The organism is Pseudomonas flexibilis (genome assembly GCF_000806415.1).
Lineage (GTDB): Bacteria > Pseudomonadota > Gammaproteobacteria > Pseudomonadales > Pseudomonadaceae > Serpens > Serpens flexibilis.
In genome coordinates, this window is the sequence record NZ_JTAK01000004.1 from 528022 (window position 1) to 541634 (window position 13613).

Annotated in this window: 9 protein-coding genes and 1 tRNA gene; 2 read left to right on the plus strand and 8 right to left on the minus strand. The window is 67.0% G+C overall.

Features of this window, described 5'->3' with window-relative positions:
- The first annotated feature begins 91 nt into the window (after nucleotides 1-91).
- Entirely contained in the window at nucleotides 92-829 is a 738-nt protein-coding gene (locus tag PT85_RS11555; protein ID WP_052237664.1) for a hypothetical protein, read from the plus strand.
- 114 nt (nucleotides 830-943) lie between these two features.
- Here PT85_RS11555 and gabT read toward each other — a convergent pair whose 3' ends face one another.
- Both gabT and gabD read right to left on the minus strand, forming a co-directional pair.
- A complete protein-coding gene (gene gabT / locus PT85_RS11560) occupies nucleotides 944-2224 on the minus strand; it encodes a 4-aminobutyrate--2-oxoglutarate transaminase (RefSeq protein WP_039606708.1) in 1281 nt (426 codons plus the stop codon).
- A gap of 8 nt (nucleotides 2225-2232) precedes the next feature.
- A complete protein-coding gene (gene gabD, locus PT85_RS11565) occupies nucleotides 2233-3681 on the minus strand; it encodes an NADP-dependent succinate-semialdehyde dehydrogenase (protein WP_039606709.1) in 1449 nt (482 codons plus the stop codon).
- Between the two features lie 191 nt (nucleotides 3682-3872).
- On the opposite strand from gabD, the gene PT85_RS11570 reads away from it, so the two are divergent.
- Nucleotides 3873-3949 (plus strand) — tRNA-Arg (locus tag PT85_RS11570).
- A 212-nt stretch (nucleotides 3950-4161) separates the two neighbouring features.
- Here PT85_RS11570 and putA read toward each other — a convergent pair.
- From putA to PT85_RS11600, 6 genes are all read right to left on the minus strand, one after another.
- Entirely contained in the window at nucleotides 4162-8118 is a 3957-nt protein-coding gene (gene putA, locus PT85_RS11575) for a trifunctional transcriptional regulator/proline dehydrogenase/L-glutamate gamma-semialdehyde dehydrogenase (protein ID WP_039606710.1), read from the minus strand.
- Between the two features lie 129 nt (nucleotides 8119-8247).
- Nucleotides 8248-8907 carry a DNA oxidative demethylase AlkB gene (gene alkB, locus PT85_RS11580; RefSeq protein WP_074467506.1) on the minus strand — a complete coding sequence of 220 codons (660 nt, stop codon included), beginning with the start codon at nucleotides 8905-8907 and terminating at the stop codon, nucleotides 8248-8250.
- A 240-nt stretch (nucleotides 8908-9147) separates the two neighbouring features.
- A complete protein-coding gene (locus tag PT85_RS11585; RefSeq protein WP_039606711.1) occupies nucleotides 9148-10524 on the minus strand; it encodes a nucleobase:cation symporter-2 family protein in 1377 nt (458 codons plus the stop codon).
- Nucleotides 10525-10724: 200 nt separating this feature from the next.
- Nucleotides 10725-11285: a hypothetical protein gene (locus tag PT85_RS11590; protein ID WP_027588858.1), complete on the minus strand. Its 561-nt coding sequence runs from the start codon at nucleotides 11283-11285 to the stop codon at nucleotides 10725-10727.
- Between the two features lie 72 nt (nucleotides 11286-11357).
- On the minus strand, nucleotides 11358-12545 hold the full coding sequence (locus tag PT85_RS11595) for a transglycosylase SLT domain-containing protein (protein WP_082013057.1): 1188 nt from the start codon (nucleotides 12543-12545) through the stop codon (nucleotides 11358-11360).
- Nucleotides 12546-12597: 52 nt separating this feature from the next.
- The gene (locus PT85_RS11600) at nucleotides 12598-13599 is read right to left on the minus strand and encodes a hypothetical protein (RefSeq protein ID WP_139182013.1); all 1002 of its coding nucleotides are present in this window, start codon (nucleotides 13597-13599) and stop codon (nucleotides 12598-12600) included.
- Nucleotides 13600-13613: the final 14 nt, after the last annotated feature.

The window sequence follows — 13613 nt, forward strand, 5'->3', positions numbered from 1 at the left end:
CGGCGTCAGGGATGACGTTGCGCTATCACGGGGGTTAGGCTGTCACCGACTGCCGTCACCTGCTCACTACAACAATTACAGGAGCACCCCCATGCATCGCTTCGCCCCGTTGCGCCGAGGGCTCGGCGCCATCCTGATGCTGCTGGCCACCCTGCCCGCACATACCTTTGCCGCCCCCACCCCCGTCGAGCGCGCACAGATCCAGGCCACGCGCGCCACCAGCAGCCTGATGCTGGTACGCGGCGAAGGCTTCCAGCAGGCGCATCTGCAGCGCCTGGAAGAAGACCTGCAGGCACTCGGCCAGGCCATGCAGGCCCTGGTTCCGGACGAAACCCTGCGCCGCCGCCATCAGGCGCTGGTCGACCAGTTGCGACAAGGCGTCGACTTCGGCCCTGGCGAGGAAAACATGCCCTGGCGCTACCCCGAGGCGCTGAGCCAGGCGCTGCGGGATTTCCTTACCGGCCTGCGCGCGCACCCGGACGCCACGCCCGCCGAACTGGCCGCCAAGATCGAGTATCTGTCGGTGCAGTACCTGAGCCGCGCCTATTTCGGCAACTTCGAGATCGCCCGCGAGCAGCCGAACGCCTACCTGGGTCAGGACGAGCGCACCCTGGTGCCGGCGATCGACAAGGAAGTGGAAACCCTGGCGGGTCAGAACCCAGAACTGGGCGACAAGCTCAAGACCCGCTGGAATTACCTGCGTAACGCCTTCATGGACATGAACAGCCAGAGCACGGCCATGGTCAGCCTGTCCGGCCGCCCCTTCGCGCCACTGGCCGTGGACCGCCACACCCGCAACCTCAGCGAGCAGTGGATGGCGCTGGAGTAGGCGTCGCCCCGGCGGACAAAGACAACGTTGTCCGCCCTACACCGAAACTACCCGTAGGGTGGACAGCGCTTTTCCTGTCCACCAACCGGTGTGCACCGCCCTGGCGGACGAGTATCAGGCCAGCTCATCGAAGCACTCCGCCAGAATCGCCAGGCCACGCTGCAGCTGCTCGTCCGGCACCGTCAGCGGCACCAGGATGCGGATAACGTTACCGTAGCTGCCGCACGACAACAGGATCAAGCCCTTCTCCCGCGCGCGCGCCACGATCTTTCCGGTCAGCTCGGCCGCAGGCTTATGCGGGTCGCCGCCCTCGCACAGCTCCATCGCCACCATGGCGCCCAGCCCGCGCACTTCGGCGATCACCGGATGCTTGCCCTGCAACTGCCGCAGGCGGGCGGTCATCATCTCGCCCAGCGCACGGCTGCGCGCCAGCAGCTGTTCCTCTTCGAACACCTCCAGCACCGCCAGCGCCGCCGCGCAGGCAATCGGGCTGCCGGCGTAGGTGCCGCCCAGCCCGCCGGGGGCGATCACATCCATGACCTCCGCCTTGCCGCACACCCCCGAGAGCGGGAAGCCACCGGCGATGGACTTGGCGAAGGTAGTAAGGTCCGGCACCACGCCCAGCTGCTCCATGGCGAAGAAGCTGCCGGTGCGCCCGGCGCCGGTCTGCACCTCGTCGGCGATCAGCAGGATGCCGTGCTGGTCGCACAGCGCGCGCAGCCGCTGCAGGAAGTCCTTGGGCGCCACATGGAAACCGCCCTCGCCCTGCACCGGCTCGATGACGATGGCGGCGATGTCGCGCGGCTCGGCGTCGTTCTTGAAGATGCGCTCGATGCTGGCGATGGCGTCATCCACGCTCACCCCGTGCAGCGCGCAGGGGTACTGGGCGCGGAACACGCCGCCGGGCATCAGGCCCATGCCGGCGGCATAGGGCACCTTCTTGCCGGTCAGCGCCAGGGTCATCATGGTGCGACCGTGGTAGCCGCTGGTGAAGGCGATCACCCCGGCGCGGCCGGTGGCGGCGCGGGCGATCTTCACGGCGTTTTCCACCGCCTCGGAGCCGGAGGTCACCAGCAGGGTCTTCTTGGCGAAGTCGCCGGGCACGCGGGCGGCGATCCTCTCGCAGAGCTCCACATAGGGCTCGTAGGCCAGCACCTGGAAGCAGGTGTGCGACAGCTTGCCCAGCTGCGCCTGCACGGCGGCCACCACCTTCGGGTGCAGGTGGCCGGTGTTGAGCACGGCGATGCCGCCGGCGAAGTCGATGTACTCGCGGCCTTCCACGTCCCAGACGGTGGCGTTCTCGGCCCGCTCGGCGAAGATCGGATGAATCTGCCCCACCCCGCGCGGCACGGCGGCCATGCGGCGTTGCATCAGCGTTTCGTTGCTCTTGCTCATGATCGTCCTCACAGCCCCAGACACAGGTATTTCAGTTCCAGGTATTCCTCGATGCCGTACTTGCTGCCCTCGCGGCCCAGGCCCGAGGCCTTGACGCCACCGAACGGCGCCACCTCGTTGGAGATGATTCCGGTGTTGATGCCAACCATGCCGTACTCCAGCGCCTCGGCGACACGGAACACCCGCGACAGGTCGCGGGCATAGAAATAGGCGGCCAGGCCGAACTCGGTGTCGTTGGCCATGGCGATGACTTCATCCTCGTCCTTGAAGCGGAACAGCGGCGCCAGCGGGCCGAAGGTTTCCTCGCGGGACACCCGGGCGTTGCGCGGCACGTTGACCAGGATGGTGGGCTCGAAATAGCTGCCGCCCAGCGCGTGGGGCTGGCCGCCCAGCACCACTTCGGCGCCCTTGCCCAGGGCGTCGTCGATATGCTCGCGGACCTTGGCCACTGCCTTGTCGTCGATCAGCGGGCCGGTGGTCACGCCGGCCTCCAGGCCGTTGCCGACCTTCAACTTGCTCACCGCCGCCTTGAGCTTCTCGACGAAGGCGTCGTAGACGCCTTCCTGCACGTACAGGCGGTTGGCGCATACGCAGGTCTGCCCGGCATTGCGGTACTTGGAGGCCATGGCGCCTTCCACCGCCTTGTCCAGGTCGGCGTCGTCGAAGACGATGAAGGGCGCGTTACCGCCCAGTTCCAGGGACAGCTTCTTGATGTCCGGCGCACATTGGGCCATCAGCTGGCGGCCAATCTCGGTGGAGCCGGTGAAGGACAGCTTGCGCACGATGGGGTTGCCGGTCAGCTCATTGCCGATCTCGCTGGCCGAGCCGGTCACCACGCTGAGCACGCCGGCGGGAATGCCGGCGCGCTCGGCCAGCGCGACCAGCGCCAGCGCCGAAAACGGCGTCTGGCTGGCCGGCTTGACCACCATGGTGCAGCCGGCGGCCAGCGCCGGGCCGGCCTTGCGGGTGATCATCGCGGCCGGGAAGTTCCACGGGGTGATCGCGGCGGTCACACCGATCGGCTGCTTGATGACGATCAGGCGCTTGTCGGCCTGGTGGCCGGGAATGGTGTCGCCATAGACGCGCTTGGCCTCTTCAGCGAACCACTCGATGAAGGACGCGGCATAGGCGATCTCGCCCTTGGCCTCGGCCAGCGGCTTGCCCTGCTCCAGGGTCATCAGCCGCGCCAGGTCATCCTGGTTTTCCATCAGCAGCTCGAACCAGCGGCGCAGCTTCTGCGCACGCTCCTTGGCCGTCAGTGCGCGCCAGGCCGGCAGCGCCCGGTTGGCGGCCTCGATGGCGCGGCGGGTTTCTGCAGCGCCCAGCTTCGGCACCGTGCCCAGCACTTCCCCCGTGGCGGGGTTGTTCACGACGATGGTCTGGCCACCGTCGGCGTCGACCCAGGCGCCGTCGATGTAGGCCTGCTGACGGAACAGCGTGGAATCGTTGAGTTGCATGGCAGTCTCCCAGCGCCGCTGCGCTTCAGGAATGTTTGAAATTTCAAACGCAATCCTAGGATTGGCCACTGGGAAGGGCAATAGACGTTTGAAAAATTCTACGGCAACGACCCTCTCGCCGCCGTTTGAACCCCGCCGCACCGGCGCCGTGGACGCCCGCGGGCGAGATGAGTATCATGGCGGCCCTCAACGCATCCGTAGCTCAGCTGGATAGAGTACTGCCCTCCGAAGGCAGGGGTCGTGGGTTCGAATCCCGCCGGATGCGCCAGATACACGAAAAGGCCCCAGGAGAAATCCTGGGGCCTTTTTGGTTTGGGCAAGTTCAGGTCAGACATGACCGTTCCAGGCTGGCACCGCCCGGGTGCTCGGCCAGGCTGTCGCAGGGTGGAAAACTCGCGCAGCGATTGTCCACCGCTCCCCCAGCGCGGTGCCTTGGTCTTGGTGGAAAAGCCTGCGGCGTTTTCCACCCTACGGTGCCGCTCAGCCAATGGTCATCAGGCTTGCGTTGCCCCCCGCCGCCGCCGTGTTCACGCTCAGGGTTCGTTCGATCAGCAAGCGCTCCAGCGGGATGTCCGTGTCGCCGGCCGGCAGGCCGATCACGGCGACCAGCGGACCGTCGCGGCGGGCGAGTTGCTGGCTGATGCCGCGTAGCTGGTCGGCGTCGCCGTGGTGCATCACCGCGTCGAAGGCGACGGCTTCGCCGTTCCAGTCACGAATCAGGCTGATCCGGTCCTGCACGACCCGGGGCAACGCGCCACGCAGCGCGCGGTTGGCTTCGTCGTCGGGCCAGAACAGGTGGTTGCCCACCGCCAGGCCGGCGGCCAGCTGGCAGAGGCGGTCGCCTTCGTCGTTGGCCAGGCTGAGCACGCTTTCCCGGGGCAGCAGCAGGTAGCTGTTGCGTTCCCCGGTGGGTCCGTTGAGCACCCGACTCAGGCCGCTCTGCGAGTCGGCGGCGTAGCGGTCGCACAGTTCCACCAGCGGGCCGCGCTCATGCTGCAGCGCCCAGTCGCGCAGGGCGGCCAGCGGCCGGCCGAGCTGGCTGTCGAGCTGTTCACGCAGGCTGGCATCGGCGGGGCCGGCCTCGTCGTGGCGGGCGAAGGTTCTGCGCAGGGCATCCTCGGGTCGGCTGGACAGCAAACGGTACAGGTACAGCGGCCCGCCGGCCTTGGGCCCGGTGCCGGACAGCCCTTCCCCGCCGAACGGCTGCACGCCGACCACCGCGCCGATCATGTTGCGGTTCACGTACAGGTTGCCGGCCTGCACCTGGTCCACCGCCTGGGCGATGGTTTCGTCGATGCGCGTGTGGATGCCGAAGGTCAGCCCGTAACCGGTGCCGTTGATTTGTTCGATCAGCCGATCCAGGTCTTCGCGCTGATAGCGCACCACGTGCAGGACCGGACCGAACACCTCGCGGCCCAGCTCCTGGATGCTGTCCAGCTCGATCAGCGTGGGCAGCACGAAGGTGCCGTACTGCAGGTTGGCGCCCACGGTGCGCGCCGCCTGGTGGATGCTGTGGCGCCGCTCGCGCATGGCCTGGATATGCCGTTCCAGGCCGGCCTTGGCTTCGGCGTCGATCACCGGGCCGATGTCCACCGCCAGTTGGTCGGGGTTGCCGAGCCGGTATTCGGCCATGGCGCCCTTGAGCATGGTGAGGATTCGGTCGGCCACGTCCTCCTGCAGGCAGAGCACGCGCAGCGCCGAGCAGCGCTGGCCGGCGCTGTCGAAGGCCGAGGCGACCACGTCGGTGACCACCTGCTCGGCCAGCGCCGAGGAGTCGACGATCATGGCGTTCTGCCCGCCGGTTTCGGCGATCAGCGGCACCGGCCGGCCGCGGGCATCCAGACGGCCGGCGAGGTTGGCGGCGATCAGCCGCGCCACTTCGGTGGAGCCGGTGAAGATCACGCCCTTGACCCGCTCGTCGCGCACCAGCGCATCGCCCACGTCCTCGCCCCGCCCGGGCAGCAGTTGCAGCGCGCCACGCGGCACACCGGCCTGGTGCAGCAGGTGCACGGCCTGGGCGGCGATCAGCGGGGTCTGTTCCGCCGGTTTGGCCAGCACCGTGTTGCCGGCGGCCAGCGCGGCGGCCACTTGGCCGGTGAAGATCGCCAGCGGGAAGTTCCACGGGCTGATGCAGACCACCGGGCCGAGCGGCCGGTGGGTGTCGTTGGCGAAGTCGGCGCGCACCTGGGCGGCGTAGTAGCGCAGGAAATCCACCGCCTCGCGCACCTCGCCGATGGCGTTGGCGAAGGTCTTGCCGGCCTCGCGCACGGTGATGCCAATCAGCTTCGGCAGGTCGTTTTCGAACAGGTCGGCGGCACGTTCGAGGATCTGCGCGCGCTGCTCGGGCGGCGTGGCCTGCCAGCCGGCGCCGGCGCGCTCGGCGGCGGCGACGGCATTGCCCACATCCGCCAGGCTGGCCAGTTGCACCTCGCCGACCTGATCGCGCTGATCCGCCGGGTTGCGCACCGGCAGCGTCTGGCTGCCGTCGACCGGGCCATCCAGCAGTGGCTCGGCGCGCCAGTCCACATGGGCGCCAGCCAGTAACGCGCCGGACAGGGAACCCAGCCGGTGTTCGTTGGACAGGTCGAGGCCGAAGGAATTGAGCCGCGCCTCGCCGTACAGCTGGCGCGGCAGCGGGATGCGCGGGTGCGGCAGGCCCAGGGCGCCCTCCCGGGCCGCCAGGCTTTCCACCTTGGCCACCGGGTCTTCGACCAGCTCGCGCAGGTTGACGTCCGGGTCGGCGATCAGGTTGACGAAGGAGGTGTTGGCGCCGTTTTCCAACAGGCGGCGCACCAGGTAGGCCAACAGCGTTTCATGGGTGCCGACCGGCGCGTAGATGCGGCACGGGCGGTTCAGCTTGCCGTCGGCCACCTTGCCGACCACCTGTTCATAGAGCGGCTCGCCCATGCCGTGCAGGCACTGGAACTCGTACTGGCCGAGGTAGTAGTTGTTGCCGGCCAGGTGATAGATCGTCGCCATGGTATGGGCGTTGTGGGTGGCGAACTGCGGGAAGATGGCATCCGGCACGGCCAGCAGCTTGCGCGCACAGGCGATGTAGGACACGTCCGTGTACACCTTGCGGGTGAACACCGGGTAACCCTCCAGGCCGTCCACCTGGGCGCGCTTGATCTCGCTGTCCCAGTAGGCGCCCTTGACCAGGCGGATCATCAGCCGGTGCCCGCTGCGCCGCGCCAGGTCGATCAGGTGGTCGACCACGTGGAAGCAGCGCTTCTGGTAGCCCTGGATGACGAAGCCGATCCCGTTCCAGCCGCGCAGCGACGGCTCGAAGCACAGGCGTTCCAGCAAGTCGAGGGAGATTTCCAGGCGGTCGGCTTCCTCCGCGTCGATGTTCAGGCCGATGTCGTACTGGCGCGCCAATTGGGTCAGGCCGAGCACGCGCGGGTACAGCTCGTTGATCACCCGCTCGAATTGCGCGCGGCTGTAGCGCGGGTGCAGCGCGGAGAGCTTGATGGAGATGCCCGGGCCTTCGTAGATGCCGCGTCCGTGGGAGGCCTTGCCGATGGCGTGGATGGCCTGCTCGTAGGAGGCCAGGTAGCGCAGCGCGTCGTCCTCGGTGAGGGCCGCCTCGCCGAGCATGTCGTAGGAGTAGCGGAAGCCCTTGGCCTCCATCTTGCCGGCGTTGGCCAGCGCCTCACCGATGGTTTCGCCGGTGACGAACTGCTCGCCCATCATGCGCATGGCCATGTCCACGCCCTTGCGGATCACCGGCTCGCCGCCCTTGCCGATCAGGCGGTTCAGGGCACTGGAGAGTCCGGTTTCGGTGTGCGTGGCGACCAGCCGACCGGTGAGCAGCAGTCCCCAGGAGGCGGCATTGACGAACAGGGAGGGGCTCTGGCCGAGGTGCTGCTGCCAGTTGCCGGCGCTGATCTTGTCGCGGATCAGCGCATCGCGGGTGCCCTTGTCGGGGATGCGCAGCAGGGCCTCGGCCAGGCACATCAGCGCCACGCCTTCCTGGGAGGACAGGGAAAATTCCTGCAGCAGTCCCTGCACCAGCCCGGCGCGGCCCATGCCGGCCTTCTGGTTGCGCAGGGTTTCCGCCAGCCGGTAGGCCAGGCTGCTGGCCTTGGTACTCAGTTCGGCGGGCAGGCGCGCCTGTTCGACCAGCACCGGCACCACTTCCGGTTCGGGTCGCCGGTAGGCCGCGGTGATGGCTTCACGCAGTATGGATTGCGGGTGCACGCTTTCGGCGAAGGCCAGGAAGGGCTGGTAACGGACGTCCTCCCGGGTTTCTTCCTCGCGTTCGTCCAGCAGGCTGTCCTCGGGGGTGTCCGGAACGTCGCCGCGCTCGATCTGTTCCATATACAGGTGGATGGCCTGCCGGATCAGCCAGTTCGGTGTGCGGTCGATCCGTTGCGCGGCGGCTTCAAGCCGCGCGCGGGTGGTGTCGTCGAGTTTCACGCCAAACGTGCTGCTCATGCTCTGCCCTCCGAACCCTGTTGTCGGTACCCCGGCGCTGGATGGCCTGGCGGCCCGGCTGCTCAACCCTCAACCAGTGTAGCTTTCGAAAAAGCGCAGGGGCGGAGGGCGCGCAGGCCTTGTGGGAGCTCAACCGGCGCGGCGGAAGGTCAGGTTGATGCGTTGCGCGCCCAGCAGTGGATGCTGGCCGTCCTTGAGTGCCAGCACGCCGTGATAGCGCAGCCGATCCTCGCCACCCCACACCAGCACATCGCCATGCAGCAGCGACACACGCTCCGGTTTGTCGGCGCGGCGCATGCCACCGAACTGGAAGACCGCCGGCAGGCCCAGGGAGACCGAGACGATCGGGGCGGTGAAGTCGCGTTCGTCCTTGTCCTGATGCAGCGACAGGCGGGTGCCGGGCAGGTAGCGGTTGATCAGGCAGGCGTCGGGCAGGAAGCCGGGAAAACCGGCTGTGGCAGCGGCCTGTTCGGCCAGTTGGCGGAACGCCGGCGGCAGGGGCGGCCAGGGTTGGCCGGTGTCGGGATCGGTCGGGCTGTAGCGGTAGCCGTGACGGTCGCTGATCCAGCCGAGCGGACCGCAGTTGGTCTGCGCCACGGACATGCGCAGGCCGCCGGGCGTGTGCATGTGGCGAAAGGGGGCGGCGGCTTCGATCAGGCGCAGCTCGGCCAGCAGGGTATCGATCCAGGGCTGGGCGAAGCCGCGCAGCAGCCAGGTGGCGGGGCCCAGTTGAAGGCGACCGGACTGGATGGGCTCGGCGAACAGATCGGTGGTCGGGAACATCGGCATAGCCAGCCTCCCGGAGCGGGATATGAACCAAGTGTACGCCCGGGACCAAGGCGCAGCGTAGGGCGGACATCGCGGTTTTTGTCCGCCCTAGCGTGCACAACGGGCGGTGGACAGTTAAAAGCGATGCCCACCCTATGCGGTTGCCATAAACCGTAGGGCGGACATCGCCGTTTTGTCCGCCGCAGCATGCACACCGGACGGTGGACAATGAACAACGATGTCCACCCTACGACTCGTGAATCAGCGCGCGTCGGCAGCCTGCTTGGCTTCCGGCAGGAACCAGTTCATGACCAGCGCGCAGATGCCGCCGGTGGCCACGCCGGACTCCAGCACGCTGCGCAGGCCGGCCGGCAGATGGGCGAGGAATTCCGGCACCTGGGAGAAGCCCAGGCCCAGGGCCAGCGACACGGAGATGATCAGCAGCGCGCGGCGGTCCAGCTCGATGCCGGCGAGGATGTTGATGCCCGCCGCCGCCACGGCGCCGAACATCACCAGCGCGGCGCCGCCGAGCACCGGCTCCGGCACCGCCTGCAGCACGCCGGCCACCGCCGGGAACAGGCCGAGGATCACCAGCATGGCGGCCAGCCACATGCCGATGTAGCGGCTGGCGATGCCGGTGAGCTGGATGATGCCGTTGTTCTGGGCAAACACCGAGCTGGGGAAGGTGTTGAAGAAACCGGCCAGCAGCGAATTGGCGCCGTTGACCAGCACGCCGCCCTTGATGCGCTGCATCCACAGCGGGCCTTCCACCGGCTGGCGGGAGATCTTGCTGGTGGCGGTCACATCGCCGATGGCTTCCAGCGAGGTCACCAGGTAGATCACCACCATGGGGATGAACAGGCTCCACGACCAACCCAGGCCGAAGTGCAGCGGCATCGGCACCTGGAACAGGTCGGCCTCGCGCATGCCGGTGAAGTCCAGGCGGCCCAGGTAGCCGGCCAGCGCATAGCCGGCGGCCAGGGCGATGATGATGGCGCAGCTGCGCAGCCAGACCACCGGGATGCGGTTGAGGATGACGATCAGCGCCAGCACCACGCCGGAGAGCAGCAGGTTCTCGCCATTGGCGAAGGTGCCGTTGCCCATGGCCGCGTAACCGCCGCCCATGCTGATCAGGCCGACCTTGATCAGCGTCAGGCCGATCATCAGCACCACGATGCCGGTCACCAGCGGGGTGATCAGCCGCTTCACGAACGGCAGCAAGCGCGACACGCCCATTTCGATGAACGAGCCGGCGATGACCACGCCGAAGATGGCGGCCATCACGGCTTCCACCGGCATGCCGTCCTTGACCATCAGCACACCGCCGGCAATCAGCGGGCCGACGAAGTTGAAACTGGTGCCCTGCACGATCAGCAGGCCCGCACCGAACGGCCCGAAGCGCCGGCACTGCACGAAGGTGGCGATGCCGGAAATCACCAGCGACATGGAGACGATGATGTTGGTGTCGCGCGGCGACACGCCGATGGCCTGGCAGATCAGCAGGCCCGGGGTGACGATGGGCACGATGATCGCCAGCAGGTGCTGCAGCGCGGCGAGGAAGGCAATCCAGGGGCGCGGACGGTCGTTCAGGCCATAGACCAGGTCATGGCGCGGTTCGGTGGAGGTAGGCGAAGTCATGGCAGAAAGCCCGGCTGTAAAAAGCGGCGGATTCTACTCGTGGCGGGCGGCGAGGGACAGAGTGGGCGCGTTCGGACGGCCCATCCGGGAGCCGCTGCCTGGTGGACAAGGAAAACGTTGTCCACCCTACGGCAAGTTTTGTCCCGCCCAATGAAAACGCCGCTTCCGGGGAAGCGGCGTTCGGGCGAAGCCAGGGTCGATCAGCGGGTGGCTTCGATCAGTTCCTGCTGGGCCTTGGCGGCGCGGAATTCCTCGTAGAGGATCTCTTCGTTCTGCGGCGACAGCTTGCGCTTGCTCTGGCGCATGATGCTGTCGAACAGGCCCTTGGTGGCCTCCGGCTGCATGGCGACCATCACGCACAGGTTGCGCTGGCCGTTGATGTTCACGAAATCCACCTTGGCCGGACGCGAGCCGACGATGTACTCGTTGGCGACCTGGCGCGAAACGGATTCGAAGGTGCTGCCGGTTTCGTTCTGGCCGCCGCCGGTGGAGCTGCGCTGGTATTCCTTGTCCATGGCCTGGACCTTGATGCCGATTTCCTTGGTCAGGCTGGCACGGGCACTGGCGGTGGCCTGGGCGCGGTCCAGGCTGAAATTGCCGGTGTCACGCACGCAGCTGGTGGAGGCGATGCCGCCATCGACCATCGGCGCCATGACCCAGTCCGGCAGGCTGGCGCTGGTTTCAGCGGGCTTTGTACCGCAACCGGTCAGCACGGCGGCGGTAAGAGCGGTCAGGCAAAACAGCGAAGAGAAACGCTTCATTCGGGAACTCCCTGGGATTTCAGCGGTAAGTCGACGGCACAACGCCGCCAACCGAGGTTGTTATCGACACAGTTACAGCGACCGATAGCCCGGCAGGCGCGAGGCGACCCGCTGGAGGTAGTTGCGGGTTTCCTCGTAGGGCAGCCGGGCGCGCATGTGCTCGAAGTTGGCCTTGGGCGACAGGCGATTGATCCGCTCGGCAGCCTTGTTGATGTTGGTGGTGCCGGTGTAGCTGCGCGCCACATTGCCGGCGCCGGTGTTGTAGGCGGCGATGGCGCAGTACAGACGGCTTTCCGGATGGGTGATGGCGCGCAGATAGCGCTCCTGCAACAGATGCAGGTAGGCCACGCCCAGTTGGATGTTGCGCTCGGCGTCGTACAGGTACGACGGCGTCACCACACGTGCCTTGCCGTAGACCAGCTCAGTCGCATCCTTGCCCGCCGAGCCGGGCACGATCTGCATCAGGCCGTAGGCCGGAACCGGCGAACGGGCCAGCGGATTGAACGCGCTTTCGGTATGCATCACCGCCAGCACCAGCGCCGGCTCCACGCGCCATTTCTGCGCGAACGGCCGGACCCTCGCCGCATAGTCCTGCGCCTTTTGCGCCGGACGCGAGGCTGGCAGCGGCACGCTGACCGTGACCACACCGTTATCGCTTGTCGTCGTGGCGCTGCCGGCCAGCCGCTCGGCGACTTCCTGGATCTGGCGGCCACTCGACGCCTGCTGGCCAAACAGCTCGCCCAGGACCAGCCGGTGCTCGCCTTCGCCCTCCAGCGCGGAGTGGGGCGCCGCATTGCGTACCGCTTTCTCCACCGCCACGGATACCGGGTCGTTGCTCGCCGCCTGGGCGACCTCGGTGCCCAGCAGAGTGGCCAGTTCGCGGCGGACCAGCCGGGCGTCAGCGCCACCGGCTTCGGGGCGCAGGCGCAGGGTGATGCGGTTGGTCTCGAAGTCGACGGTCCGCTGGATCGCCTTGTCCTCGCTGTATTCCACCCAGCGGGTCTGGCTGCTGAGCTCGGCGTCACGCCAGTAGACGGACAGCTCGCGCTGACGGGCCTGCACCGCATTGGCATAGCTGTCGCGGTAAGCCTGGAAAGCAGTCTGGAGTTCCCGTTGGTAGGTCGAGAATTCGCTGCCTTGCGTGTCATTGAACGCGGCACGCTCCTGTTCCCGGGCTCGGCGGAAGGACTCGAATTCCATTGCCCAGGCAGGCGCAAATGGCAGGCTCGCCGCAGCTGCCAGGAAATGACGTCTGTTCATGTGTCCCCTTCGCGGCAAAGGCTGCGGAGCCGCGCCCGCTGCCTCAGGCTGATCAGATATCAGCCAGGTGCTTCATCTGGTCCATGAAGCTCTTCTTGTACTGCACGCGAACGGGCTGGCCCAGGCGGATTTTGTCGATCACCTCTTCATCGATGACCACCCAGGCATTGTCGGCGCCGATCTTGTCCGACACAAACGCACTGCCCACGACGAAGCTGTCGACGCTGGCTTCGTTGGTCAGCGGATTGACCGAACGGGTAACGCTCAGCAGCTCCAGCTTCATCCCCTGCTTAAGGCCATGCTTGGTGCCCAGGGTGACCCGTAGGGCATGCTGGCCCTCGCCGGAACGCTGTTCGATCACGTAACCGCGCGGGGCGAAAATGTTGAGGAGATCGGTGCGAATGCTGCCGACGCCACGGGTTGCCGCGGCGCGGACCATCTGCTCGGCGCCGGAGCGCGTCAGGCCACAGTTGCTGCTGCGGGCATCCTCGCTGGTACTGGAACTTCCCTTCAGCTCCACGGAAGTTGCCTCGCGCATGGAAGGCATCTGGTAAATGCGAATGCTGCCGCTCACCGAGCCCGAGTAGTTGCATTTGGCGGGCGTGGTTTGCCAGCGGCCCTTGCTGTCCTGCCAGCTGGAGCTTTCGGTGAAGGAAGAACCGGAGGACGCATCAGATATCACACCGACAATCGCAATATCTGCGATTTCCGGACCCTGGTACTCCAGCTTGCCCCTCATCTCGGCCAGGCGCAGTTCATCCTGGAGCTTGCTTGCGAGCTTGCGGTCGACCAGTTCCACGTGGGTGGCACCCAGGTGTTTCTCGATCTCGCGGGCGATCGTCCCACCGACCTGTGAACTCTTGGCCAGATCGCTGGTGCCATGATCCGCATCGAAAACCACCACGCGCGGCGCCTTGCCCGCCAGGGCGGTTTTGCTAGGCATGATGTCGCTGGGTTGCAGGCTCACGGGCTGCATGGCGTCGAGGTTCTTGATGGTGGTTGACGAACACCCGGCCATCGCCAGTGCCATCGTGAGCAGAGCAATCCTCTTCATCGTCCCCTCCCCCG

What these genes read in the sequence shown, in the direction of transcription:
- PT85_RS11585 (WP_039606711.1), bottom strand. Translation starts at nt 10,524, where the DNA reads ATGACTTCGCCTACCTCCACCGAACCGCGCCATGACCTGGTCTATGGC.
- putA (WP_039606710.1), bottom strand. Translation starts at nt 8,118, where the DNA reads ATGAGCAGCACGTTTGGCGTGAAACTCGACGACACCACCCGCGCGCGG.
- PT85_RS11555 (WP_052237664.1), top strand. Translation starts at nt 92, where the DNA reads ATGCATCGCTTCGCCCCGTTGCGCCGAGGGCTCGGCGCCATCCTGATG.
- gabT (WP_039606708.1), bottom strand. Translation starts at nt 2,224, where the DNA reads ATGAGCAAGAGCAACGAAACGCTGATGCAACGCCGCATGGCCGCCGTG.
- gabD (WP_039606709.1), bottom strand. Translation starts at nt 3,681, where the DNA reads ATGCAACTCAACGATTCCACGCTGTTCCGTCAGCAGGCCTACATCGAC.
- PT85_RS11590 (WP_027588858.1), bottom strand. Translation starts at nt 11,285, where the DNA reads ATGAAGCGTTTCTCTTCGCTGTTTTGCCTGACCGCTCTTACCGCCGCC.
- PT85_RS11600 (WP_139182013.1), bottom strand. Translation starts at nt 13,599, where the DNA reads ATGAAGAGGATTGCTCTGCTCACGATGGCACTGGCGATGGCCGGGTGT.
- PT85_RS11595 (WP_082013057.1), bottom strand. Translation starts at nt 12,545, where the DNA reads ATGAACAGACGTCATTTCCTGGCAGCTGCGGCGAGCCTGCCATTTGCG.
- alkB (WP_074467506.1), bottom strand. Translation starts at nt 8,907, where the DNA reads ATGCCGATGTTCCCGACCACCGATCTGTTCGCCGAGCCCATCCAGTCC.